The 22,178-nt window shown below is 73.6% G+C and carries 23 protein-coding genes; 5 read left to right on the forward strand and 18 right to left on the reverse strand.

The window, feature by feature from the left end; all coding sequences use genetic code 11:
- Positions 1-83 precede the first annotated feature (83 nt).
- The 4 genes from ACIBIW_RS03375 to ACIBIW_RS03390 all read right to left on the reverse strand — a co-directional run bounded on the left by ACIBIW_RS03375 (position 84) and on the right by ACIBIW_RS03390 (position 4,426).
- Positions 84-1,208: a GuaB3 family IMP dehydrogenase-related protein gene (locus ACIBIW_RS03375; protein WP_399331381.1), complete on the reverse strand. Its 1,125-nt coding sequence runs from the start codon at positions 1,206-1,208 to the stop codon at positions 84-86.
- A 140-nt stretch (positions 1,209-1,348) separates the two neighbouring features.
- Positions 1,349-2,860 (reverse strand): IMP dehydrogenase, encoded by a 1,512-nt coding sequence (gene guaB / locus ACIBIW_RS03380; protein ID WP_399331383.1) that lies wholly within the window; start codon positions 2,858-2,860, stop codon positions 1,349-1,351.
- A 128-nt stretch (positions 2,861-2,988) separates the two neighbouring features.
- Positions 2,989-3,564, reverse strand: coding sequence for a sigma-70 family RNA polymerase sigma factor (locus tag ACIBIW_RS03385; RefSeq protein WP_399331385.1), 576 nt, complete (start codon positions 3,562-3,564; stop codon positions 2,989-2,991).
- A gap of 250 nt (positions 3,565-3,814) precedes the next feature.
- Positions 3,815-4,426 carry a response regulator transcription factor gene (locus ACIBIW_RS03390; RefSeq protein WP_003948568.1) on the reverse strand — a complete coding sequence of 204 codons (612 nt, stop codon included), beginning with the start codon at positions 4,424-4,426 and terminating at the stop codon, positions 3,815-3,817.
- Positions 4,427-4,832: 406 nt separating this feature from the next.
- Between ACIBIW_RS03390 and ACIBIW_RS03395 the strand changes: the two genes are divergently transcribed.
- Entirely contained in the window at positions 4,833-5,207 is a 375-nt protein-coding gene (locus ACIBIW_RS03395) for a WhiB family transcriptional regulator (RefSeq protein WP_399331387.1), read from the forward strand.
- A 114-nt stretch (positions 5,208-5,321) separates the two neighbouring features.
- On the opposite strand, the gene ACIBIW_RS03400 is transcribed toward ACIBIW_RS03395, so the two are convergent.
- Entirely contained in the window at positions 5,322-6,263 is a 942-nt protein-coding gene (locus ACIBIW_RS03400) for a LysR family transcriptional regulator (protein ID WP_399331389.1), read from the reverse strand.
- Positions 6,264-6,353: 90 nt separating this feature from the next.
- On the opposite strand from ACIBIW_RS03400, the gene ACIBIW_RS03405 reads away from it, so the two are divergent.
- Positions 6,354-7,037: an MOSC domain-containing protein gene (locus ACIBIW_RS03405; protein WP_399331391.1), complete on the forward strand. Its 684-nt coding sequence runs from the start codon at positions 6,354-6,356 to the stop codon at positions 7,035-7,037.
- Positions 7,038-7,140: 103 nt separating this feature from the next.
- Positions 7,141-7,914, forward strand: coding sequence for an SDR family NAD(P)-dependent oxidoreductase (locus ACIBIW_RS03410; protein ID WP_399331393.1), 774 nt, complete (start codon positions 7,141-7,143; stop codon positions 7,912-7,914).
- 504 nt (positions 7,915-8,418) lie between these two features.
- Here ACIBIW_RS03410 and groL read toward each other — a convergent pair.
- The 3 genes from groL to ACIBIW_RS03425 all read right to left on the reverse strand — a co-directional run bounded on the left by groL (position 8,419) and on the right by ACIBIW_RS03425 (position 11,602).
- Positions 8,419-10,041: a chaperonin GroEL gene (gene groL / locus ACIBIW_RS03415; protein WP_399331395.1), complete on the reverse strand. Its 1,623-nt coding sequence runs from the start codon at positions 10,039-10,041 to the stop codon at positions 8,419-8,421.
- A 107-nt stretch (positions 10,042-10,148) separates the two neighbouring features.
- Positions 10,149-10,457 carry a co-chaperone GroES gene (groES, locus tag ACIBIW_RS03420; protein WP_399331397.1) on the reverse strand — a complete coding sequence of 103 codons (309 nt, stop codon included), beginning with the start codon at positions 10,455-10,457 and terminating at the stop codon, positions 10,149-10,151.
- Between the two features lie 344 nt (positions 10,458-10,801).
- A complete protein-coding gene (locus tag ACIBIW_RS03425; protein ID WP_399331399.1) occupies positions 10,802-11,602 on the reverse strand; it encodes a polysaccharide deacetylase family protein in 801 nt (266 codons plus the stop codon).
- Positions 11,603-12,028: 426 nt separating this feature from the next.
- Here ACIBIW_RS03425 and ACIBIW_RS03430 point away from each other — a divergent pair, with 426 nt between their 5' ends.
- Positions 12,029-13,330, forward strand: a complete 1,302-nt coding sequence (locus tag ACIBIW_RS03430; protein WP_399331401.1) for a methyltransferase domain-containing protein — start codon at positions 12,029-12,031, stop codon at positions 13,328-13,330.
- 60 nt (positions 13,331-13,390) lie between these two features.
- Here the strand turns inward: ACIBIW_RS03430 and ACIBIW_RS03435 are convergent, their stop codons facing one another.
- The 6 genes from ACIBIW_RS03435 to tsaB all read right to left on the reverse strand — a co-directional run bounded on the left by ACIBIW_RS03435 (position 13,391) and on the right by tsaB (position 17,980).
- The gene (locus tag ACIBIW_RS03435) at positions 13,391-14,746 is read right to left on the reverse strand and encodes an RNA polymerase sigma factor (RefSeq protein WP_399331403.1); all 1,356 of its coding nucleotides are present in this window, start codon (positions 14,744-14,746) and stop codon (positions 13,391-13,393) included.
- A 77-nt stretch (positions 14,747-14,823) separates the two neighbouring features.
- The gene (locus ACIBIW_RS03440) at positions 14,824-15,174 is read right to left on the reverse strand and encodes a YciI family protein (RefSeq protein ID WP_399331405.1); all 351 of its coding nucleotides are present in this window, start codon (positions 15,172-15,174) and stop codon (positions 14,824-14,826) included.
- A 158-nt stretch (positions 15,175-15,332) separates the two neighbouring features.
- Complete coding sequence (locus tag ACIBIW_RS03445; RefSeq protein ID WP_399331406.1) at positions 15,333-15,584, reverse strand: hypothetical protein; 252 nt, start codon at positions 15,582-15,584, stop codon at positions 15,333-15,335.
- Positions 15,569-16,738: a tRNA (adenosine(37)-N6)-threonylcarbamoyltransferase complex transferase subunit TsaD gene (gene tsaD / locus ACIBIW_RS03450; protein ID WP_399331408.1), complete on the reverse strand. Its 1,170-nt coding sequence runs from the start codon at positions 16,736-16,738 to the stop codon at positions 15,569-15,571. Before tsaD ends, ACIBIW_RS03445 begins: the two co-directional genes overlap by 16 nt.
- Positions 16,731-17,276, reverse strand: coding sequence for a ribosomal protein S18-alanine N-acetyltransferase (gene rimI / locus ACIBIW_RS03455; RefSeq protein WP_399331909.1), 546 nt, complete (start codon positions 17,274-17,276; stop codon positions 16,731-16,733). The genes tsaD and rimI overlap by 8 nt, the downstream gene beginning before the upstream one ends.
- Positions 17,277-17,311: 35 nt before the next feature.
- Positions 17,312-17,980 carry a tRNA (adenosine(37)-N6)-threonylcarbamoyltransferase complex dimerization subunit type 1 TsaB gene (tsaB, locus tag ACIBIW_RS03460; RefSeq protein ID WP_399331410.1) on the reverse strand — a complete coding sequence of 223 codons (669 nt, stop codon included), beginning with the start codon at positions 17,978-17,980 and terminating at the stop codon, positions 17,312-17,314.
- A gap of 116 nt (positions 17,981-18,096) precedes the next feature.
- On the opposite strand from tsaB, the gene ACIBIW_RS03465 reads away from it, so the two are divergent.
- Positions 18,097-18,654: a hypothetical protein gene (locus tag ACIBIW_RS03465; RefSeq protein WP_399331413.1), complete on the forward strand. Its 558-nt coding sequence runs from the start codon at positions 18,097-18,099 to the stop codon at positions 18,652-18,654.
- 52 nt (positions 18,655-18,706) lie between these two features.
- Here the strand turns inward: ACIBIW_RS03465 and ACIBIW_RS03470 are convergent, their stop codons facing one another.
- The 4 genes from ACIBIW_RS03470 to alr form a co-directional block, all read right to left on the reverse strand.
- Positions 18,707-18,967 (reverse strand): hypothetical protein, encoded by a 261-nt coding sequence (locus ACIBIW_RS03470; protein ID WP_399331416.1) that lies wholly within the window; start codon positions 18,965-18,967, stop codon positions 18,707-18,709.
- A gap of 99 nt (positions 18,968-19,066) precedes the next feature.
- Positions 19,067-19,621: a tRNA (adenosine(37)-N6)-threonylcarbamoyltransferase complex ATPase subunit type 1 TsaE gene (gene tsaE, locus ACIBIW_RS03475; RefSeq protein WP_399331418.1), complete on the reverse strand. Its 555-nt coding sequence runs from the start codon at positions 19,619-19,621 to the stop codon at positions 19,067-19,069.
- Complete coding sequence (locus ACIBIW_RS03480) at positions 19,578-20,819, reverse strand: alpha/beta fold hydrolase (protein WP_399331420.1); 1,242 nt, start codon at positions 20,817-20,819, stop codon at positions 19,578-19,580. Before ACIBIW_RS03480 ends, tsaE begins: the two co-directional genes overlap by 44 nt.
- 125 nt (positions 20,820-20,944) lie before the next feature.
- The gene (gene alr / locus ACIBIW_RS03485; protein WP_399331422.1) at positions 20,945-22,090 is read right to left on the reverse strand and encodes an alanine racemase; all 1,146 of its coding nucleotides are present in this window, start codon (positions 22,088-22,090) and stop codon (positions 20,945-20,947) included.
- Between the last annotated feature and the right edge of the window lie 88 nt (positions 22,091-22,178).

Raw genomic sequence — 22,178 nt, forward strand, 5'->3', positions numbered from 1 at the left:
CGCCGGGCGGGACCCCCGGCGGATCGCCGCACGCGCGGGAGGCGGAAACGGCGTATCACGCGCGTGGTGCGACCGCCCCTGGCTCAGCGCTTGTGCTGGGAGTCCGCCACCGTGACCTCGACCCGCTGGAACTCCTTGAGTTCGCTGTAGCCGGTGGTGGCCATGGCGCGGCGCAGCGCGCCGAAGAAGTTCATGGAGCCGTCGGCGGTGTGGGAGGGCCCGGTCAGGACCTCCTCGATGGTGCCGACGGTGCCGAGGCCGACCTTGCGGCCCCGCGGGACCTCCTCGTGGGTGGCCTCCATGCCCCAGTGGTAGCCCCGCCCCGGCGCGTCGGTGGCGCGGGCGAGCGGGGAGCCCATCATCACGGAGTCGGCGCCGCAGGCGACGGCCTTCGGCAGGTCGCCCGACCAGCCGACGCCGCCGTCCGCGATGACGTGCACATAGCGGCCGCCGGACTCGTCGAGGTAGTCGCGGCGGGCGGCGGCGACGTCGGCGACCGCGGTCGCCATCGGCACCTGGATGCCCAGGACGTTGCGGGTGGTGTGGGCGGCGCCGCCGCCGAAGCCGACGAGGACGCCCGCGGCGCCGGTGCGCATCAGGTGCAGCGCCGCCGTGTACGTGGCGCAGCCGCCGACGATGACGGGCACGTCCAGCTCGTAGATGAACTGCTTCAGGTTGAGCGGCTCGGCGGCGCCGGAGACGTGCTCCGCGGAGACGGTGGTGCCGCGGATGACGAAGATGTCGACGCCCGCGTCCACGACCGCCTTGGAGAACTGGGCGGTGCGCTGCGGGGAGAGCGCGGCGGCCGTGATCACCCCGGAGTCCCGCACCTCCTTGATGCGCTGCCCGATCAGCTCTTCCCTGATGGGGGCGGCGTAGATCTCCTGGAGGCGGCGGGTGGCGGTCTCCGGGTCGAGCGCGATGATCTCGTCGAGCAGCGGCTGGGGGTCGTCGTAGCGAGTCCAGAGACCTTCGAGGTTGAGGACGCCGAGGCCGCCGAGTTCGCCGATGCGGATGGCGGTCGCCGGGGAGACCACGGAGTCCATCGGCGCGGCGAGGAACGGCAGCTCGAAACGGTAGGCGTCGATCTGCCAGGCGATCGAGACCTCCTTCGGGTCCCGCGTGCGGCGGCTGGGGACGACGGCGATGTCGTCGAAGGCGTACGCCCTGCGCCCGCGCTTGCCGCGCCCGATCTCGATCTCAGTCACGATGTGGCCTTTCCCTCTGCGTCTCAGCCGTCCCAGTATCGCCGAAGGGGTGCCGCGGGGAGCCGGTGGGAACGCCGCCGCGCGCGTGGCCGCGCCCGCGGGCCGCCGCGTGGCTCCCGCGCGGGGCCTCGCGGCCCTGGTCAGCCTCTGCCGTTGTAGTTGGGCGCCTCGACCGTCATCTGGATGTCGTGGGGGTGGCTCTCCTTGAGCCCCGCCGAGGTGATGCGTACGAACTTGCCGCGCTCCTGCACCTCGGGGACGGTGCGCCCGCCGACGTAGAACATGGACTGCCGCAGGCCGCCGATGAGCTGGTGGACGACGGCGGACAGCGGGCCGCGGTAGGGCACCTGGCCCTCGATGCCCTCGGGGACCAGCTTCTCGTCGGAGGCGACGCCCTCCTGGAAGTAGCGGTCCTTGGAGTACGAGCGCTGCTCGCCGCGGCTCTGCATGGCGCCGAGGGAGCCCATGCCGCGGTACGACTTGAACTGCTTGCCGTTGATGAACAGCAGCTCGCCGGGGGACTCCTCGCAGCCCGCGAGGAGGGAGCCGAGCATCACGGTGTCGGCGCCGGCGACGAGCGCCTTGGCGATGTCGCCCGAGTACTGGAGGCCGCCGTCGCCGATGACCGGCACCCCGGCCTCGCGGGCGGCGAGCGACGCCTCGTAGATGGCGGTGACCTGGGGGACGCCGATACCGGCGACCACCCGGGTCGTACAGATGGAGCCCGGTCCTACACCGACCTTGATGCCGTCGACCCCGGCGTCGATGAGGGACTTGGCGCCGTCCCTGGTGGCGATGTTGCCGCCGACGATGTCGACGCCCGCGTGGTTGGACTTGATCTTGGCGACCATGTCGCCGACGAGCCGGGAGTGGCCGTGCGCGGTGTCGACGACGAGGAAGTCGGCGCCCGCCTCGATCAGCGCCTGGGCCCGCTCGAAGGCGTCGCCCGCGACGCCGACGGCGGCGCCGACGATCAGCCTGCCCTCGGAGTCCTTCGCGGCGTTGGGGTACTTCTCGGCCTTGACGAAGTCCTTGACGGTGATGAGGCCCTTGAGGACGCCCGCGTCGTCGACGAGCGGCAGCTTCTCGATCTTGTGGCGGCGCAGCAGCTCCATGGCGTCCACCCCGGAGATGCCGACCTTGCCCGTGACCAGCGGCATCGGCGTCATGACCTCGCGGACCTGGCGGCCGTGGTCGGGCTCGAAGGCCATGTCGCGGTTGGTGACGATGCCCAGCAGCCGGCCGCCGCCGTCGACGACGGGGACGCCGCTGATGCGGAACTTGGCGCAGATCGCGTCGGCGTCGGCGAGGGTGGCGTCGGGGTGCACCGTGATGGGGTCGCTGACCATGCCGGACTCGGAGCGCTTGACCAGGTCGACCTGGTTGGCCTGGTCGGCGATGGACAGGTTGCGGTGCAGCACGCCCGCGCCGCCCTGGCGGGCCATGGCGATGGCCATACGGGACTCGGTGACCTTGTCCATCGCGGCAGAGAGCAGGGGAATGTTCACCCTGACGTTCTTGGAGACGGCCGAGGAGGTGTCGATCTGGTCGGGCGCCATGTCGGAGGCGCCGGGCAGCAGCAGCACATCGTCGTATGTGAGCCCTAGTGCGGCGAACTTCGCGGGCACTCCGTCGATGTCGCTAGCAGACATGACACCTTCCCCAATGGCCTTGATCGGTGCGGATGTCCATGCTAACGGGCTCGGCGAGTCCCGAATTCCACGGCCGGAACGGCACGCTCCGTCACGGGCTGCGGGTTTCCCGGCGTGACCGGGGTGACCTACTGCTCGGCGAGCGCCCGCAGCCTGCTGAGGGCCCGGTGCTGGGCGACCCGTACCGCTCCGGGGGACATGCCGAGCATCTGACCGGTTTCCTCGGCGGTGAGTCCGACGGCGATGCGCAGCAGCAGCAGCTCGCGCTGGTTGTCGGGGAGGCTGGCGAGGAGCTTCTTGGCCCATTCGGCGTCGCTGCTGAGCAGGGCGCGCTCCTCGGGGCCGAGGGAGTCGTCGGGCCGCTCGGGCATCTCGTCGGAGGGCACCGCGGTGGAGCCCGGGTGGCGCATGGCGGCCCGCTGGAGGTCGGCGACCTTGTGCGAGGCGATGGCGAAGACGAACGCCTCGAACGGGCGCCCGGTGTCCCGGTAGCGCGGGAGGGCGAGGAGGACGGCGACGCAGACTTCCTGCGCGAGGTCCTCGACGAAGTGGCGGGCGTCGCCCGGGAGACGGGAGAGCCTGGTGCGGCAGTAGCGCAGGGCGAGCGGGTGGACGTGGGCGAGCAGATCGTGCGTGGCCTGCTCGTCTCCGTCCGCGGCACGGTGCACGAGGGCACCGATCACCGTCGTCCCGTCGTCGCGCATCGGTCCATGGTGCCTCGCGGCCGGCTGCTCCGCGGCACCGCCCGTGTAGTTGTGCACTGAAGCGTTATGAGCAGGTGCGCCGGTACTCATCCCCTGCGCTCTCCCCTCACGCTCGTTCCGCCCGACCGAATCGTCCCCGAGGAACTCCACATATCAAGGATGCGCCATCGGCCGCGAAACGAGCAGCGGGCATCCGTCGCCCCGTCCACCGAAAGGCGGACGGGGAGCGCGCACCCCCGCTGCCGGGCATTCAGCGGACCAGGCCCCAGCGGAAGCCGAGCGCCACCGCGTGCGCGCGGTCCGAGGCGCCGAGCTTCTTGAACAGGCGCCGTGCGTGGGTCTTCACCGTGTCCTCGGAGAGGAACAGCTCGCGGCCGATCTCGGCGTTGGACCTGCCGTGGCTCATACCTTCGAGCACCTGGATCTCACGGGCGGTGAGGGTGGGTGCCGCGCCCATCTCGGCGGACCTGAGCCGGCGCGGGGCGAGCCGCCAGGTGGGGTCGGCGAGCGCCTGGGTCACGGTGGCCCGCAGCTCCGCGCGGGAGGCGTCCTTGTGCAGGTAGCCGCGGGCGCCCGCGGCGACGGCGAGCGCCACGCCGTCCAGGTCCTCCGCGACGGTCAGCATGATGATGCGGGCGCCCGGGTCGGCGGAGAGCAGCCGCCGTACGGTCTCCACCCCGCCGAGGCCCGGCATCCGGACGTCCATGAGGATCAGGTCGGAGCGGTCGGCGCCCCAGCGGCGGAGGACTTCCTCGCCGTTGGCCGCCGTGGTCACGCGCTCGACGCCGGGCACGGTGGCCACCGCGCGGCGCAGCGCCTCTCGGGCGAGCGGGGAGTCGTCACACACGAGGACGGATGTCATGGCCGCCCTCCGCTGCTGATGCGCGTCACCTTGAGCCTCCAGGCTGGTACGAATCGTCACCTCTGCGGCTGCCGCGGCGCGCCCCGAGCCGGGTCCGGGCGCGTGATACGTCAACCGCTTCCGCACTCTCAACGACGGTCACTCGAAAGAGTTACGGGTCGGGTCGGCCGCCTTCGGCACTTCGCGAGGGAGCGCGCACCTACCGAGGGCCGCCGGGGGTCATCAGGGCTTCCCTACAGAGCTATGCCCCATTTAGCTGCTTTTCTTCCCTGTTCCTAGTGTCTGAGGCTAGATTCATAAAGAGTCATATTTTCATCTCCTTAGACAGTAGATGTACCGTCGTGGACACAGTCCGCGTGAACGGCCGCACCTCTCGACGCCCGGTAACGCCAGCAAGGGGACACCAATGGCAGATTTCTCCCGCCTTCCAGGACCCAACGCAGACCTGTGGGACTGGCAGCTCCTCGCGGCCTGCCGAGGGGTGGACAGCTCGCTCTTCTTCCACCCGGAGGGCGAGCGGGGCGCGGCACGCAGCGCGCGCGAGAACTCGGCCAAGGAGGTCTGCATGCGGTGCCCGGTGCGGGCGGAGTGCGCGGCCCACGCCCTCGCGGTGCGCGAGCCGTACGGCGTGTGGGGCGGCCTGACCGAGGACGAGCGCGAGGAGCTGATGGGCAGGGCGAGGAACCGCCTGGTCACGGCCTCGGCGGCGGCCGGGCGCCCCGGAGGGGGCGCGCCCGCGCGACAGGAGCCCGAGGAGGAGCCACCGGGCGACCTCGACTGAAGCCCCGACCGGAACCCCTCTGAAGGAACGTTTCTTCACGCCCCCCGCCACACCACTCCGCCCCCCGTCGCGGCGCCGCCCCCACTGTGCCCCCGTAGCCGGTCCTTCCGCCCGTCACAGCCCCGCGGGAGCCGCCTCCCGTTCGTACGCCCCGGCCCGGCGGGCCGCGCCCGCGAGGTGGTCGAGGGTGGCGGCGACCGCGGGGACGCGGGACAGGTCGGGGAGGGTGAGGGCGACGATCTCGCGGCGCACCGCGGGCTGCACCGTCACCGTGCGCACCCCGCGGGGCCGCACGGGCGCGAGGGCGAGTTCCGGCAGGACCGCCACGCCGAGCCCCGCGCCGACGAGGCCGATGACGGCGGGGTAGTCGTCGGTGGCGAAGTCGATACGGGGTTCGAAACCGGCGTTCCGGCAGACCTGGACGAGTTGGCCGCGGCAGCGGGGGCAGCCCGCGATCCAGGGCTCGTCCGCGAACTCCTCGATGGACACGGCGCCCGCGTCCGCGACCGTGTGCCCGTCCGGCACCAGGGCCACGATGCGGTCCGTGAGCAGGGGTCTCACGACGAGCCCCTCCCACTCCTGCGCGGTGTCCTCGGCGGCGCTCTCGTAGCGGAAGGCGAGGGCGATCTCGCAGTCGCCCTCGCGCAGCAGCCGCGCCGAGTGCGGCGGCTCGGCCTCGACGAGCGAGACGCTGGTGCCCGGGTGGTCGGCGCGGAGCGCGGCGAGCGCGGCGGGCACCAGGGTGGAGCTGCCGCTGGGGAACGAGGCGAGTCTCACCCGCCCGGCGCGCAGGCCCGCGATGGCGGCGATCTCCTCCTCGGCCGCGGTGAGCCCGGCGAGGATGCCGGTGGCGTGCCGCAGGAGGGCGTCGCCCGCCTGGGTGAGCCGCATGGAGCGGTTGGTACGGATCAGCAGGGGGGTGCCCGCGGAGGCTTCGAGTGCCTTCATCTGCTGGCTGACGGCGGGCTGGGTGCAGCCGAGCCTGCGGGCGGCGGCGGAGAACGAGCCGGTGTGGGCCACGGCGCGCAGGACCCTGAGGTGTCGTGCCTCGATCATGGCAGCAGCATAGTCACTCATAAGGGTTCCTTTGACCCGGAGCGCCAAAAACGGGTCGATCCTTTGAGGTCCGTCGCTTACTGTGAGTGCATGAGGCTTCAGTCGTTGAACGTGGGACGCCCCGTGCGGGTTCCTTACACCAATCAGCCGGAAGGCGTGACGGGGCTCAACAAGCGTCCCGTCGAGGGCCCCGTGTGGGTGGCGGCGCCCGGCCCGAAGGGCAAGGGCGGCAGCGGCCTCACCGGTGACGCGGTGTGCGACCTGCGCCACCACGGGGGGAACGACCAGGCGGTGTACGCCTTCGCCAGGGAGGACCTGGACTCCTGGGCCGAGGTATTCGGCCGGGTGCCCGCCTCGGGGGCCTTCGGGGAGAATCTGACCACGGAGGGTGTCGACGTGTCGGGGGCGCTGATCGGGGAGCGCTGGCGTGTGGGGCCCGCTCTGCTGCTCGAAGTGACGTGCGGCCGTATCCCGTGCCGTACGTTCGCGGGCGGCGTGGGCCAGTCGGACCTCATCAAGCGGTTCACGCTGCGCGCGGAGCCCGGCGCGTATCTGCGGGTGATCGAGCCGGGCGAGATCCGCGCGGGCGATCCGATACGGGTGGAGCACCGCCCGGACCACCAGGTCACCGTCTCCCTCCAGTTCCGCGCGGTCACGAGGGAGCGGCACCTGCTGCCGGAGCTGCTTGCGGCCGGGGAGGCGCTGCATCCCGAGTCGCTGGACAGGGCTCGGGCCTATGTGGCGGCGGGCGGTGAGGGGGTTAGGGGGAACTGAGGCTGCGGCGCGGCCGGTCGACGCGGGCCCGCGTGCGGCGGCGGCGCGCGCGGCGGTGGGACACGCCCCCTGGCGGGGTGCGGGCGCTCATTAACCTTGCGCCATGACTACGGCTCTGATTACGGGCGCCACCTCGGGCATCGGCGCTGCCTTCGCACGGCGGCTCGCGGCGGACGGGCACGATCTCGTCATGGTGGCCCGTGACACCGAGAGGCTGCGCGCCCAGGCCACCGAGTTGCACGACAGGCACCGCATCGAGGCGCGGGTGCTGACGGCCGACCTGTCGACGGAGCGGGGCATCGGGGCGGTGGAGAAGCGCCTCGCGGACGGCAGGGACCCGGTCGACCTGCTGGTGAACAACGCCGGGTTCGGCAACAAGGGCCGTTTCACCGACGTGCCGGTGGCGGACGAGCTGCTGATGCTGAAGGTGCACTGTGAGGCGGTGCTGCGGCTGACGAGGGCGGCCGTGGGGCCGATGCGGGAGCGCGGCAGGGGCGGCGTGGTGAACGTGGCGTCGGTGGCGGCGTTCGTACCGCGCGGCACCTACGGGGCGTCGAAGGCGTGGGTGGTGCAGTTCACGCAGGGCGTGGCGAAGGACCTGGCCGGGTCGGGGCTGCGGCTGATGGTGCTGTGTCCGGGGTTCGTGCGCACGGAGTTCCACCGGCGGGCCGGGATGGGCACGGACAACATCCCGGGCTGGATGTGGCTGGACGCGGACCGGGTGGTGTCCGCGGGCCTGGCCGACCTGGACCGGGGCAAGACGGTGTCGATCCCCGACCCTCGCTACAAGGTGCTGCTGGGCGCGGCGAAGCTGGTGCCACGCGGGCTGCTCGCGGGGATCTCGTCCAGGACGGGGCGCAAGTATGGGCCGCGGTAGGTGCGGTAGCCGCGGTATCCGCGGTGGGTGCGTGTAAGGGCGCAGTGGCGGAGGCTCGAACGGCGGGGGTGGGGCGGGGGCGGGGGCGGGGGGAGAGAAACACCGGGCTTGCCGCCCGGCCGAACCCCGGTCAGGCGTACCGAAATGCCACGGAACCGCGACCCGGCGTGCGCAAGGGCGCCCGGCGCGAAGGCGCCAGCGCCCAGTGGGAAGGCGCCCGGTGGGAAGGGCGGCCCGCCTGGTGAAGGCCCGGCGTGGGGGGGGCAGGCCGCCTGGTGAAGGCCCGGCGCAGAGGGCGGGTCGGCAGAAGGAGGGCGCGCGGAAAGGGCGGCCTGGTGCAAAAGGGTCTGGCGCGAAGAAGGCCGGGCCCGAAGAGAACGCGGCGGCAAGGGTGGCTCGTCCGAAGAGGCCCCGATGCAAAGAGCCCGACGCGAACGCGCCCCTGCCGAAACGGGCCCGGCCCCCGCGGTGGTTGCCGTGGGGGCCGGGGTGAAGCGGGGTGGGTCAGTGGCTGTGGCCGTGGCCCGCGGCGGCCTCGGGCTCGTCCTCTGCGGGCTTCTCGACGACGAGGGTCTCGGTCGTCAGCAGCAGGGACGCGATGGAGGCCGCGTTCTCCAGGGCGGAGCGGGTGACCTTCACCGGGTCGATGACGCCGGCCTTGACCAGGTCGACGTACTCGCCGGTGGCGGCGTTGTAGCCGTTGCCCTTGTCAAGCTCGGCGACCTTGGAGGCGATGACGTAGCCCTCAAGGCCCGCGTTCTCGGCGATCCAGCGCAGCGGCTCGACCGCGGCGCGGCGGACGACGGCGACACCGGTGGCCTCGTCGCCCTCCTTGCCGAGGCTGCCGTCGAGCACCTTCGCGGCGTGGACCAGGGCGGAGCCGCCGCCGGAGACGATGCCTTCCTCGACCGCGGCGCGGGTCGCGGAGATGGCGTCCTCCAGACGGTGCTTCTTCTCCTTCAGCTCCACCTCGGTGGCGGCGCCGACCTTGATGACGCACACGCCGCCGGCCAGCTTCGCGAGGCGCTCCTGGAGCTTCTCGCGGTCCCAGTCGGAGTCGGTGGTCTCGATCTCGGCCTTGATCTGGTTGACCCGGCCCGCGACGTCCTCGGACTTGCCGCCGCCGTCGACGATGGTGGTGTCGTCCTTGGTGACGGTGACGCGGCGGGCGCTGCCCAGTACGTCGAGGCCGACCTGGTCGAGCTTGAGGCCGACCTCCTCGGCGATGACGGTGCCGCCGGTGAGGGTGGCCATGTCGCCCAGCATCGCCTTGCGGCGGTCGCCGAAGCCGGGGGCCTTGACGGCGACCGCGTTGAAGGTGCCGCGGATCTTGTTGACGACCAGGGTCGACAGGGCCTCGCCCTCGACGTCCTCGGCGATGATCAGCAGCGGCTTGGAGGAGTTGGCCTGGATGACCTTCTCGAGCAGCGGCAGCAGGTCCTGGATCGAGGCGATCTTGCCCTGGTGGATCAGGATGTACGGGTCGTCGAGGACGGCCTCCATACGCTCCTGGTCGGTGACGAAGTACGGCGAGAGGTAGCCCTTGTCGAAGGCCATGCCCTCGGTGAAGTCCAGTTCGAGGCCGAAGGTGTTGGACTCCTCGACGGTGATGACGCCGTCCTTGCCGACCTTGTCCATGGCCTCGGCGATCAGCTCGCCGACCTGCTCGTCCTGGGCGGAGAGCGCGGCGACCGCGGCGATGTCGGACTTCTCGTCGATCGGGCGCGCCGAGGCGAGGAGGTCTTCGGAGACCGCCTTGACGGCGGCGTCGATGCCCTTCTTCAGGGCGGCCGGGGAGGCGCCCGCGGCGACGTTGCGCAGGCCCTCCTTGACCAGGGCCTGGGCCAGCACGGTGGCGGTGGTGGTGCCGTCGCCCGCGATGTCGTTGGTCTTGGTCGCCACCTCCTTGACGAGCTGGGCGCCGAGGTTCTCGTACGGGTCGTCGACCTCGACCTCGCGGGCGATGGTGACGCCGTCGTTGGTGATGGTCGGGGCGCCGAACTTCTTGTCGATGACGACATTGCGGCCCTTGGGGCCGATGGTCACCTTGACGGTGTCGGCAAGCTTGTTGACGCCGCGCTCAAGGGCGCGACGGGCGTCCTCGTCGAACTTCAGGATCTTCGCCATGGGAGCGTTTCAGCCCTCTCGGAGACTGTCGTGAACGAACTGCGCCCCCAGCCGCCCGGCTTGTTAAGGACGCGGGGCCAGGGGCGCAGAATGCAGAACGTGGTGAATTACTTCTCGATGATCGCGAGGACGTCGCGAGCCGAGAGCACGAGGTAGTCCTCGCCGCTGTACTTCACCTCGGTGCCGCCGTACTTGCTGTAGAGCACGATGTCACCGGTCTTCACGTCGAGCGGCAGGCGCTCGCCGTTCTCGAAACGGCCCGGGCCCACGGCCAGGACGACGCCCTCCTGGGGCTTCTCCTTGGCAGTGTCCGGGATGACCAGGCCCGAGGCCGTGGTCTGCTCGGCGTCCAGCGGCTGGACCACAATGCGGTCCTCGAGCGGCTTGATGGCAACCTTGGTGCTGGCGGTCGTCACGATCCGACCTCCCCCTTCGGAGATCTCACGGGGTTAACTGTCTGAGGTGGCGACCAGGTCGATCCGTCGTCGCGGGTGCCGGACCTGCCCGTCGCGTGTTTGGCACTCTCCTACGGGGAGTGCCAGGGCTGAGCCTATGACCGCGATTAGCACTCGGTCAAGCGGAGTGCCAGCGCGGCGGGCTGCGCCCGTATCGCGCGGGGGGCGGACGCGGCTCCGACCGGCGCCCCCTCGCTTCTCACACGCCCCGGCGGCCCGCGTCACCGTGCGTGGAGTGCGACGGCGGAGGGTGCCCTCGCGCACGGCCTCCACCGTGCATGTCGCGACCGCCGGACGGGCCCGGGTCACGGCAGGTAGTCCATCAGCGCGGCAAGGGCGTAGCCCTTGGGGGTGATCGTGTTCAGGAGCCTGCGGATCGCGTCGGCCATGGGGGCGTTCCACTGGGCCTCGCCCTTGAAGTGGGTCAGGACGACGTCCCCCGGGGCGAAGTCGCCTTCGGGGCGGTCGTACGCGACGCGGTCCGGGAACACCTGCTCCTGCCAGCGCAGCACCGTGCGGATGCCGCAGCCCGCCGCCGCCTCCAGGGTCGTCGTGTCGTAGGTCCCGTACGGGGGGCGGAAGATGTCGGGGCGCTGTCCGTACTGGTCGTCGAGGACCTGCTGCATTCCGCAGATCTCGGCCGACTGCCGCTCCGCGGTCAGGTCGGTGAGGCGGGGGTGGGTGAGGGTGTGGTTGCCGAGGACGGTGCCGTGCTCGGTGCGCAGGCGCGCGAAGTAGGCGTAGTCGTCCTTGATGAAGCGGTCGCTGAGGAACGCCGTGTAGGGCAGGTCCAGTTCGCTCATCATGCGGACGAAGTCGGGGTCCTTCTCCACGCCGTCGTCGATGGTGAGGAAGAGGATCTTCTCCTTGGTGGGCACGGTGGACACCACGGGCGGCAGCCCTGGCTCCTGCGGGGCGGGCAGCTCCGGTTTCCCGGAGGGGGGCGCGGGCGGGCGCAGCGGGGGCGCGTCGAGGCCCCAGCGCTGCCATGGTTCCGCGCCCGGCGCGCTGCGGCCCGCGCGCGCCGCGCGGCCGTCGTCGCCGCACGCCGCCACCGCCGCCAGCGCCGCCGCCGTCAGCAGTACGGCCGCGAGACGGCGGGGCACGGCGCGACGGCGGACGGCACCCGTCCTTCGGCGACGGTCCGCGCGGGCCGTCGGCCGGTCGCCCCTCATTCCCCCCGCCCGGCACCGTGTCTCGCCGTGGCTCCACCTCATGTGCGTACTCCCTTGTCGCCTCGCGCATGTTCCGGCATGTTCCGGTCCGTCCGCCGGAGGCTGCCGCAGGCCCTGGAAGGGCGCCAGGGGCCCCGCCGTTGCCCCGGCGTCGGGCGCTGCCCCCAAGAGCCCCCGAGGCTTCCAAGGCCCCGTACGGCCGTCGTACGGGACCCGCTCCCGCCCGCCGCCGGACCACCCGTACCGCCGGGCGCGGCGGTGGTGCCGGTGCCGGGGCGTGGGTGAACCACAATGGGCGGGGTGAATGTCCCCGAACGGGCTACCGCGGAGGTGGCCGGAGTGTCAGGAGTGGTCGGCGTGGCGGAGGCTGGGCCGGTGGCCGGCGACGAGGCCCGCGAGGTCGCGCTGTTCGACGCGCTGCTCGGACCCGAGGGTGCCGCGCTGCTCGACGAGGTGCGCGACGTGCCGCAGGAGCGCGCCCTCGCCGTCGCCACCCGGCTGCGCAGGCACCACCCCCCTGAGCTGGTCGCCACGGCGCTCACCCAGGCGCGGCTGCGGCAGCGGGCGGCGGCGAAGTTCGGGGCGGACGCCGGGCGGATGTACTTCACCGCGGGCGGTGTGGAGCAGGCCACCCGCGCCCCCGTCGCGGCGCACCGCGCCGCGCGGTTCTGGCGGCACGGGGTGCGCGGCGTGGCCGACCTGTGCTGCGGCGTCGGGGGCGACGCGATCGCCTTCGCGCGGGCCGGGATCTCCGTGCTCGCGGTCGACCGCTCCCCGCTGACGTGCGCGGTGGCGCGGGCCAACATGGCGGCGCTCGGCCTCGGAGGACTGGTCGAGGTGCGGTGCGCCGACGTCGAGGAGGTGCCGCTCGGCGCGTACGACGCCGTGTTCGCCGACCCCGCGCGGCGCGGCGGCCGGGGCAGGGTGTTCAGTCCTGAGGCGTACTCGCCGCCGCTGTCCTGGGCCGTCGGGGCGGCGGCCGCGGCGCCCTTCGCGGCGCTGAAGATCGCGCCGGGGATTGCGCACGAGGTGATCCCCGAAGGCGCCGAGGCGGAGTGGGTGTCCTACGGCGGGGACGTCAAGGAGGCGGTCCTCTGGTTCGGCGCCGCCGTGGGGACCGGCGCGGACACGGCACGCGCGGCAGGTAGCGGGCCGCGGCGCGCCACGCTGATCCCCGCAGCCGCCAGGACGCCCGGGGGATCGGAACCATCCGGGGCGCCCGGATCGTCCGTCGTCTCCCTGCTCGGCGCCGCGCTGCCCGCGCCCGCCGTGCGGCCCGCGGGGCGCTATCTGTACGAGCCCGACGGCGCGGTCATCAGGGCGCACCTGGTGGCGGACGTGGCGCGGCAGGTGGGCGGCGGGCTGCTCGACGCCACCATCGCCTACGTCACCGCCGACGAGCTGCGGCCCACGCCCTACGCGACGGCGTACGAGATCACCGATGTGCTGCCGTTCCATCTGAAGCGGCTCAAGGCGCTGCTGCGGGAGCGCGGCGTCGGCACCCTCACCGTGAAGAAGCGGGGCTCGGCCGTGGAGCCCGAGGAGCTGCGGCGCCGGATGCGGCTCCAGGGGACGCGCTCGGCCACGGTGTTCCTCACCAGGGCCGCGGGCGCCCCCGTCATGCTCCTCGGACACCCGGCGACACCCGACGCCCCCTGAACGAACCGCCCCGCGCCCCACACGCGCGTACGCCCCGCCGGGCACCACGCGCGCGTGCGCTCACACCGGCGCGCCCGCGTACCGCCCGCCCGTGGCCTCGGCCCCCGCCTGCCGCGTGCCGCCGCACTCCCGTGCCCGGCGCCGCAGCAGTTCGCCCTCCCTGCTGTTGCGGGTGAGGGACGCCGCGCGTGCGAACTCGGCGGCGGCCTCCGCGGTGCGGCCCAGCCTGGCCAGCAGGTCGCCGCGGACGCTGGGCAGCAGATGGTAGGAGGCGAGCGCGGGGGCGGTGGCGAGCGCGTCGGTCAGGGCGAGGCCCGCCAGCGGGCCCTCGGCCATGGCGACGGCGACGGCCCTGTTCAGCTCGACGACCGGGGTGGGGGTGAGCGCGGCAAGGCGCGCGTAGAGCGCGGCGATCCGCCGCCAGTCGGTCTCCTCGTAGGTGGCGGCCCGCGCGTGGCAGGCCGCGATGGCGGCCTGGAGCGTGTACGGGCCGGGCCGCGCCCCGGCGGCGGCCCGGCCCGCCCTGGTCAGGGCGGTGTAGCCGCGCCTGATGGACTGCCGGTCCCAGTGGGCCCTGTCCTGCGCGGCGAGCAGGACGGGCGTGCCGTCGGGCGCGGTGCGGGTCGCGGCGCGCGACGCCTGGAGTTCCAGCAGCGCGGCGAGGCCGTGCGCCTCGGGCTCGTGCGGCATGAGGCCGGTCAGCGCTCGGGCGAGCCGCAGCGCCTCGTCGCAGAGGGCGGGTCTGAGCAGGTCATCGCCCGCGGTGGCCGCGTAACCCTCGTTGAAGATCAGGTAGATGACTTCGAGGACCGGGCCGAGGCGGGCGGCGCGGTCGGGCCCGTAGGGCACCTCGAACGGTACGCGCCGGGCGGCGAGGGTCCGTTTGGCCCGTACGATGCGCTGCGCCACGGCGGACTCGCCGGTCAGCAGGGCGCGGGCGATCTCGCGGGTGGTGAGCCCGCCGAGCAGCCGCAGGGTGAGGGCGACCCTGGCGGGGGCGGGCAGCACGGGGTGGCAGGCGGTGAAGAGGAGGCGCAGCGGGTCGTCGTCGATGGCGTCGGGGTCGAGGTCGGCGGGGTCGTCGCCGGGCGCGGGGGCGAGGCGGCCGAGGTCGGCGAGGCGGCCCGCGTAGCGTAGGCGGCGGCGTACGAGGTCGATGGCGCGGTGCCGTGCGGTGGCCATCAGCCAGGCGCCCGGGTTGTGCGGGACGCCGTCCCTCGGCCACTGCTCAAGGGCGGCGACGAGGGCGTCCTGGGCCAGTTCCTCGGCGCTGCCGACGTCCCGGACGACTCTGGTGAGGCCCGCGACGATACGGGGCGACTCGGCGCGGAAGACGGCTTCGACGGTCGCCGCGGTGCGGACGTTCTCCTGCGGTGGCGTGGCGGCACGGGGCGGGCGCGGAGGCTGGGGGGTCACGGTGCCCCATCCCAGCAGCCGTGCCCGCGCACCGGCAAAACGCCAGGGGCGGCGGCGCGCGGTCGCGCCGCCGGGGGTCAGGCGGTGCGGATCTCGCGGATCTCGCCGGTCATCGTCCAGCCCTCGTGGACCTTCAGGAAGCGGGAGGCCCACTCGACGGCCCCGGCCCTGTCCTCGGTCTGGAGGATCACGTAGCCGCCGACGACCTCCTTGGTCTCGGTGAACGGGCCGTCGGTGACGGCCAGGTCCCCGCCCTCCATACGCACCCGGGTGGCGTCGGCGGTGGGCTTGAGGCCGCCCACACCGCCGGGGAGCGTGATGACGCCGGCCTCGGTCATCTCCTCGACCAGGGCGTCCATGCGCTCGATCAGGGCCTCGTCGGGCACGTTGTTCTCGTCGGTCTCGACGATCAGCAGATAGCGGGGCATGCGCTCTTCTCCCATCGCTGCGGGGGGCCGCGGGGCGGGGTCGGTCCCCGCCTCTCACCCCGTGCGTCGAACGGGACGCGGCCGGTGCGACATCGTGGCAGAAGTTTTTTTCAGACCATCTGACGTACAGGGGTTTTCGGCCCCTGCCCGGAGCGTGCTCAGTCCGCGGACTCGAAGCGCCAGCGGTGCACGGGGCGGTGCAGGAGGTCGGCGGGCGGCTCGGGCAGTTCCGGCAGGTCGGCGTCGTAGGCGGCGTCCCACCAGGTCAGGACGAGGACACGGTCGGCGGGCGCGGTCAGGGTCTCGCGGCGCAGCGGGGCGGGGGCCAGCGTGCTCCCCCTCGCCCAGGCGAGCAGTTCCGCGCCGCGACCCTCGACGGCACGCGCCTCCCACATCAACGCGACGGCCATACCGCTGCCTTCCTCTCGTTCTGGTTCCCCGTGTCGTCCGCCGGGTACAGGTTCGCGCCGCTCGCCTGGTGGGCGGCGGAGTGGTCGTGCGGGTGCGCGTGCGTCCCGGGCGCGCCCGGGACGTGGGGTTCCGTGACGGGCAACGAGGAGTCGGCGGGCAGGTCGAGCGCGGAGGGGGTGCGGTCGCGGGCGACCATCTCGGCGCCGAGCGCGGCGACCATGGCGCCGTTGTCGGTGCAAAGACCGGGCCGTGGCACCCGCAGCCTGATCCCGGCGCGCTCGCACCGCTCGGCGGCGAGCGCCCGCAGCCGGGAGTTGGCCGCGACTCCGCCGCCGATCATCAGATGGTCCACGCCCTCGTCGCGGCAGGCGCGTACCGCCTTGCGGGTCAGCACGTCCACGACGGCCTCCTGGAAGGACGCGGACACGTCGCGCACCGGCACGTCCTCGCCCGCCGCACGCTTCGCCTCGATCCAGCGGGCCACGGAGGTCTTCAGACCGGAGAAGGAGAAGTCGTACGGGGCGTCGCGCGGCCCGGTGAGGCCGCGGGGGAAGGCGATGGCGGCGGGGTCGCCCTCGCGCGCGTAGCGGTCGATGACGGGGCCGCCGGGGAAGCCGAGGTGCAGCACCCGGGCGATCTTGTCGAACGCCTCGCCCGCGGCGTCGTCGATGGTGGCGCCGAGTGGCCGGACGTCGGAGGTGATGTCGGAGGAGAGCAGCAGCGACGAGTGGCCGCCGGAGACCAGCAGCGCCATGGTGGGCTCGGGCAGGGCGCCGTGTTCCAACTGGTCGACACAGATGTGCGAGGCCAGGTGGTTGACCCCGTACAGCGGCTTGCCGAGCGCGTACGCGTACGCCTTCGCGGCGGCGACCCCGACGAGCAGGGCGCCCGCGAGCCCCGGGCCCGCGGTGACCGCGATGCCGTCGAGGTCGCGGGGGGCGACACCGGCCTCCTTGAGGGCGCGGCCGATGGTGGGCGCCATGGCCTCCAGGTGGGCGCGCGAGGCGATCTCGGGGACGACGCCGCCGTAGCGTGCGTGCTCGTCGACGCTGGAGGCGACCGCGTTGGCGAGCAGGGTCGTGCCGCGTACGACGCCGACGCCGGTCTCGTCGCAGGAGGTCTCGATGCCGAGGACGAGGGGTTCTTCAGCCATGGGTGTCGGTTCCTTCCGCGCCGTCGCCCGGCGCGTGCTTCGCTGGGCCGTCCGCGGGGGTTTCCGTGGCGCGGGCGAGGGCGGGGTCGGCGAGCCTCATGACGAGGGCGTCCACGTTGCCGGGCTGGTAGTAGCCGCGGCGCACGCCGATGGGCTCGAAGCCGAAGCGGTGGTAGAGCTTCTGCGCCCTGGTGTTGTCGACGCGCACTTCGAGCATGACCTCGGCGCACTCGAACGCGGTCGCGTGCCGCAGCAGTTCGGCGAGGAGGCGGGCGCCGAGCCCGGTGCCCCAGTGGTCGCCGTCGACGGCGATGGTCTGGACGTCGGCGAGGTCGCCGGAGACGGCGAGGCCCGCGTAGCCGAGCAGTGCCCCGGGCCGCTCGTGTCCTTCGGGGGCCTCGGCGACCACGTAGCGGCGGGTGGAGCCGGGCCCGCGCGCGTGGGCCAGTTCCGACCAGAACATGCCGCGTGACCAGGCGTCGTCGGGGAAGAGCGCGCGTTCGAGCACGAGTACCGGGTCGATGTCCCACCAGCGCATCTCGCGCAGCACCGGAAGGCCGGGGTTCTGGGCGGTCACCGCGGGGTGACCACCTTGTAGTTCCTGGGTACCTGGGCGTCGGGGCGGCGCAGGTACAGGGGGCGCGGCGGCGCGAGGGCGGCGCCCGCGGCCAGCCGCTCGGCGGCCAGGGCGGCGAGCGCACCTGCGGTGACGTGCTCGGGCGGTGCGGCGCCGGGGAACGCGTCCGGGTGGAGCAGGGCGCCCGCCCCGGCCACGGGCAGGCCCGCGAGGGGCTCCGCGAGGTCGGCGGGGCGGTCCACTGCGGGCTCGCTCGCGCGGGTGCGCGCGTCGTCGTAGCGCGCCCAGTAGACCTCCTTGCGGCGCGCGTCGGTGGCGACGGCGAAGGGGCCGCCGCGGTGCCCGTGCGAGGTCCCGTACGCGTACGCGATCCCGTCGAGCGTGCACACGCCGTGTACGGGCACGCCGAGGGCGAGGCCGAACGCTTCCGCGGTGGCGAGCCCGACCCGCAGGCCCGTGTAGGGGCCGGGGCCCACGCCCGCCACGACGGCGGTGACGTCGCCGAGAGAGACTCCGGCCTCGGCGAGCGTCCTGTCGACCGAGGGCATCAGCAGCTCCCCGTGTCTGCGGGCGTCCACCACCGTCGAGGCGGCGAGTACCTCCGTGCCGTCGTGGAGCGCGACGGTGACGGCGGGCGTGGCGGTGTCCAGAGCGAGCAGCAGCACACCAACAGCCTACGGCTCCCGGAAGGTCCCTTCGTCCGTCCGTGGCACGGGGCCCGCTGCTGCTACCGTCACGTTCGAAAGCGGTGCCGTAAGCCGAACCGAGGAGTGTGACGCGGATGCCGAAGAGCAGTTCGACGTTCGTGACCGCGCTCACGGCCTCGGCGGTCGCGGTGGTCGGCTTCCTCGCCTACCAGGCGTCGGCGAACGTGCCCGACTCGCTCGGCAAGGCGCCGCCGCCGCACGCGGGCGGCAAGCCGAGCGGGACGCAGGCGCCGCCGCGCAAGAAGGAGCCGACGAAGCCGCCGTCGGGCTCCGGGGTCGGCGGGCGGGTGGTGTACTCGCTGGGCGCCGACCGGGTGTGGCTGGTCGACGACGGCGGGCACCTGGTGTCCACGTTCGAGGTGACGCCGAGCACGGTCGACCCGGACGTCGGCGAGTTCACCGTCACCTCGCGCTCGGCGGCGACGCCGGGCTCGGACGGGGTGCAGATCGAGCACGTGGTCAGGTTCGCGGTGGTCGACGGCGTGACGATCGGGTTCAGCGCGGCGGTCGACGGCTCGACGCCGAAGCCCGACCCGGCACAGCGCACCGGCGGCATCAGGGAGTCCCGCAAGGACGGCACCACGATGTGGAACTTCGCCAAGGTCGGCGAGAAGGTCGTGGTCGTTCCCTGAGCGAGCCGCGGCCGCGGGAGCTGCCGCCGGGGGTGCCCCGGTGCTCTGCCGCTCAGGCCGCTCGGGCGGTGTCCGTTCCCGCCCCGGGTTCGTCGTCCGGCGCCGGTTCCGTACGGGCGTCGCGGGCCGTGTGAGCATCGCGGGGCGCATGGGTGTCACGGGCCGCGTGGGGGTCGCGGGCGGGCAGCTCGTGGGTCGGCTGGAAGGCCGGGTGCGGTGGCGGTGTGGAGATCGCGCGGGCCGCGGCGCAGGACGCGAGCAACTGCTTCATCGAGGGCGGCGTTCCCGCCGTCGCGGGTTCGGGGATCGGCACGGCCACCTCCGTACGAGACTTAGTTAGGTAAGCCTAACCAGACCATGTGACCACGGGGGCGGGGCATCGCGCAACAGGCGTTTTACGGCGCCCCCTCGTTCAGAGCCCGCCGAGCGCCGCCCCCGCCCACCGGGGGCCGTGCCCCGACACGGTCACCGTGCGCTCCTCGTCGCCCGCGTCGCCCGCGTGCTCGGGGATCTGCGCGGCGCCGGTACGGCGCTCGATCACCACGTGCAGCCGGTCGTCCGACAGCTCCTCGACCCGGCCCTCGCCCCACTCCACGACCACCACGGAATCCGGCAGCGACACATCGAGGTCGAGGTCCTCCATCTCGTCGAGCCCGCCGCCGAGCCGGTACGCGTCCACGTGCACGAGCGGGGGCCCCTCGCCGAGCGGGGGGTGGACCCGGGCGATCACGAACGTCGGCGAGGTGACGGCGCCGCGCACCCCGAGCCCGGCGCCGAGGCCCCGGGCGAGGGTGGTCTTGCCCGCGCCCAGCTCGCCGGTGAGCAGCACCAGGTCCCCGGGCCGCAGCAGCCCGGCGAGCCGGAGGCCCACCTCGCGCATGCGCTCGGCGGTGGGGACGGTGAGCCGTACGGCGGGGGCCTCGTCAGGCGCCTCGGCCTCCGGCGCGGCGGGAGCTGGTTCGTTCATAGTGGCCCACGGTAGCGGCCCCGGCGGCGGTGCCGGTGCGCACCAGGAGGTCCGCCAGGCGGTCGTTGACGGCCTCCGGGTGCTCCATCATGACCAGATGCCCGCCCTCGGGCACCAGGACCAGCTCTGCCTCGGGCAGCAGGCCCGCGATGGCCTCGCTGTGCTCGCTCGGCGTGATGAGGTCCTGGTCGCCCGCGAGGACGAGGACCGGCAGCTCCGCGAAGCGTTCGAGGGCGGCGGCCTTGTCGTGGTCGGTGAACGCCGGGTAGAACTCGGCGACCACGTCCACCGGGGTCGCGGACAGCATGCGCTCGGCGAAGCGGGCGACCGCGGGGTCGACGTCCTTGCGCGCGAAGGAGTAGTGCCGGATCAGCGGGGTGACGAGGTCGGCGGTGGCGCGTCTGCCGCGCTCCACCAGGTCGGCGCGGCGGCCGAGGGTGTTCAGCAGCCCCGGCAGTATCCGCCGTACCGCCTTCACGCCCGCGACCGGCAGGCCGAAGCTGACCTCGCCGAGCCGCCCCGCCGAGGTGCCGATGAGGGCGACCCCCGCGACCCGCTCCTTGACCAGCTCGGGGAAGGCGTCCGCGAGCGCCATGATCGTCATCCCGCCCATCGAGTGCCCGACGAGGACCACGGGGCCCTCGGGGACCGCCGCGTCGAGCACCGCCCGCAGGTCACGCCCGAGCTGCTCGATGGTGACGGGCGCGCCGTCCCGCTGGGCCACGCCGCGGCCCGAACGGCCGTGGCTGCGCTGGTCCCAGCTCACGGTGCGCACCACGCCGCGCAGCGCGGCCCGCTGGAAGTGCCAGGAGTCCTGGGTGAGGCAGTAGCCGTGGCAGAACACCACGGTGACCTCGGGCGCCGGGCGTCTGCGGCCGAAGAGCCTGCGGCGGCGCGCGGTGGGCCCGCCGTCCGGCTCCACCTCGTCGATCTCGTAGTACAGCTCGGTGCCGTCGTCCGCGTACGCCATGCCGGGGGCGCCGCGCAGCGTGCCGTACGGGCCCGCGACGTCCAGGGCGAGCTGGGCCTTCCTGCGCATGCCGCGGCCCGAGGTGAACCGCTCGATGACGAATCCCGCCGCGGCGCCCGCCGCGACCACGCCGATGGCGGCACCCGCGACGCCCGCCTTGCGCCACGCGTCCGCGACCGCCGCGACGGTCTCCACCGCCTCGGTGGGCTCGGGGCTGCTCTCGCTCACGTGCCGCTCCTTCGGTGCCTCGTGCCTGCCTGCCGGCCGTCTCGTGCCGCTCCGCCCCGCCTCCCGCGCGCGGGACGCGGACGGCACTCGCTCACTCGTGCGGTCATCCCCCGTGCGGGCGCCCGTCACTCATGCAGGACGCGCGGCACCCGGCCGCCGACGCGCGTGACGATCTCGTACGCGATGGTGCCCGCCGCGCGCGCCCAGTCCTCCGCGGTCGGCTCGCCCGAGTCCCCGGGCCCGAAGAGCACGGCGGTGGTGCCCTCGGGGGGCTCGTCGCCGCCGAGGTCGACGACGAACTGGTCCATGGCGACCCGTCCCGCGACGGTGCGCCGCTTGCCCGACACCAGGACGGGCCCGCTGTCGGACGCGTGCCTGGGCACCCCGTCGCCGTAGCCGAGGGGGACGAGGCCGAGGGTGGTCTCGCCGGGGGTGACATAGGTGTGGCCGTAGCTGACGCCGTGTCCCCCGGGGACCTTCTTGACCAGGGTGAGCGCGGCGGACAGCGTCATCGCGGGGCGCAGTCCGAAGTCCTCCGGGGTGCCGATCTCGGGGCTCGGGGAGATGCCGTACATCGCGATGCCGGGGCGCACCAGGTCGAAGTGGGCCTCGGGGAGGGTGAGGGTGGCGGGCGAGTTGGCGATGTGCCGCACCTCGGGGCGGGCGCCGCGGTCCACGGCGTGGTCCGTCATCCGCCGGAACAGCGCGAGTTGGGGGGCGATGGAGGGGTGGTGGGGCTCGTCGGCGCAGGCGAAGTGGGACCAGAGACCGGTGATACGGATATGGCCGTCGGCCTCGGCGGCGAGGGCGGCGGCGACGAGTTCCGGCCAGTCGGCGGGCTGGCAGCCGCCGCGGCCGAGCCCGGTGTCCGCCTTCAACTGCACCCTGGCGGTGCGCCCCACGGCGCGGGCGGCCCCGATAGCCTCGTCGAGCGCCCTGCGGCCGCCGACGGACAGGTCGAGACCGGCCTCGACGCCCTCCCGCCAGGGGTCGCCAGGCGCCCACAGCCAGCACAGCACGCGCGCCCTGTCGGGGCCGATACCGGCCGCCCGCAGGGCGAGCGCCTCCTCGGGGGTGGCGGTGCCGAGCCAGGTGGCGCCCGCGTCCAGGGCCGCTTTCGCGCAGGGGACCATGCCGTGGCCGTAGCCGTCTGCCTTCACCACCGCCATGAAGGCCGCGGTGGGCGCGAGGGAGCGCAGCGCTCGTACGTTGTTCCTGATCGCCGCCAGGTCGATGTCCGCCCACGCGCGCATTGGCTCGCTCCCTCTCATGTCGCAAGTCTCGCAAATGGAGATGGCCGGACCCCGACGCCCCGCCCCGGGGCCACCGCCGCCGCTCGGCGGGTCCGCAGGGGCGCGG

It is taken from the genome of Streptomyces sp. NPDC050560 (assembly GCF_044457285.1).
Classification (GTDB): Bacteria; Actinomycetota; Actinomycetes; order Streptomycetales; family Streptomycetaceae; genus Streptomyces.

Excerpts from the sequence above, each read along its gene's own strand:
- guaB (WP_399331383.1), bottom strand. The coding sequence starts at position 2,860 with ATGTCTGCTAGCGACATCGACGGAGTGCCCGCGAAGTTCGCCGCACTA.
- ACIBIW_RS03385 (WP_399331385.1), bottom strand. The coding sequence starts at position 3,564 with ATGCGCGACGACGGGACGACGGTGATCGGTGCCCTCGTGCACCGTGCC.
- ACIBIW_RS03390 (WP_003948568.1), bottom strand. The coding sequence starts at position 4,426 with ATGACATCCGTCCTCGTGTGTGACGACTCCCCGCTCGCCCGAGAGGCG.
- ACIBIW_RS03395 (WP_399331387.1), top strand. The coding sequence starts at position 4,833 with ATGGCAGATTTCTCCCGCCTTCCAGGACCCAACGCAGACCTGTGGGAC.
- ACIBIW_RS03400 (WP_399331389.1), bottom strand. The coding sequence starts at position 6,263 with ATGATCGAGGCACGACACCTCAGGGTCCTGCGCGCCGTGGCCCACACC.
- ACIBIW_RS03405 (WP_399331391.1), top strand. The coding sequence starts at position 6,354 with ATGAGGCTTCAGTCGTTGAACGTGGGACGCCCCGTGCGGGTTCCTTAC.
- ACIBIW_RS03410 (WP_399331393.1), top strand. The coding sequence starts at position 7,141 with ATGACTACGGCTCTGATTACGGGCGCCACCTCGGGCATCGGCGCTGCC.
- groL (WP_399331395.1), bottom strand. The coding sequence starts at position 10,041 with ATGGCGAAGATCCTGAAGTTCGACGAGGACGCCCGTCGCGCCCTTGAG.
- ACIBIW_RS03440 (WP_399331405.1), bottom strand. The coding sequence starts at position 15,174 with ATGCCCCGCTATCTGCTGATCGTCGAGACCGACGAGAACAACGTGCCC.
- ACIBIW_RS03445 (WP_399331406.1), bottom strand. The coding sequence starts at position 15,584 with ATGGCCGTCGCGTTGATGTGGGAGGCGCGTGCCGTCGAGGGTCGCGGC.
- tsaD (WP_399331408.1), bottom strand. The coding sequence starts at position 16,738 with ATGGCTGAAGAACCCCTCGTCCTCGGCATCGAGACCTCCTGCGACGAG.
- rimI (WP_399331909.1), bottom strand. The coding sequence starts at position 17,276 with ATGCGCTGGTGGGACATCGACCCGGTACTCGTGCTCGAACGCGCGCTC.
- ACIBIW_RS03465 (WP_399331413.1), top strand. The coding sequence starts at position 18,097 with ATGCCGAAGAGCAGTTCGACGTTCGTGACCGCGCTCACGGCCTCGGCG.
- tsaE (WP_399331418.1), bottom strand. The coding sequence starts at position 19,621 with ATGAACGAACCAGCTCCCGCCGCGCCGGAGGCCGAGGCGCCTGACGAG.
- alr (WP_399331422.1), bottom strand. The coding sequence starts at position 22,090 with ATGAGAGGGAGCGAGCCAATGCGCGCGTGGGCGGACATCGACCTGGCG.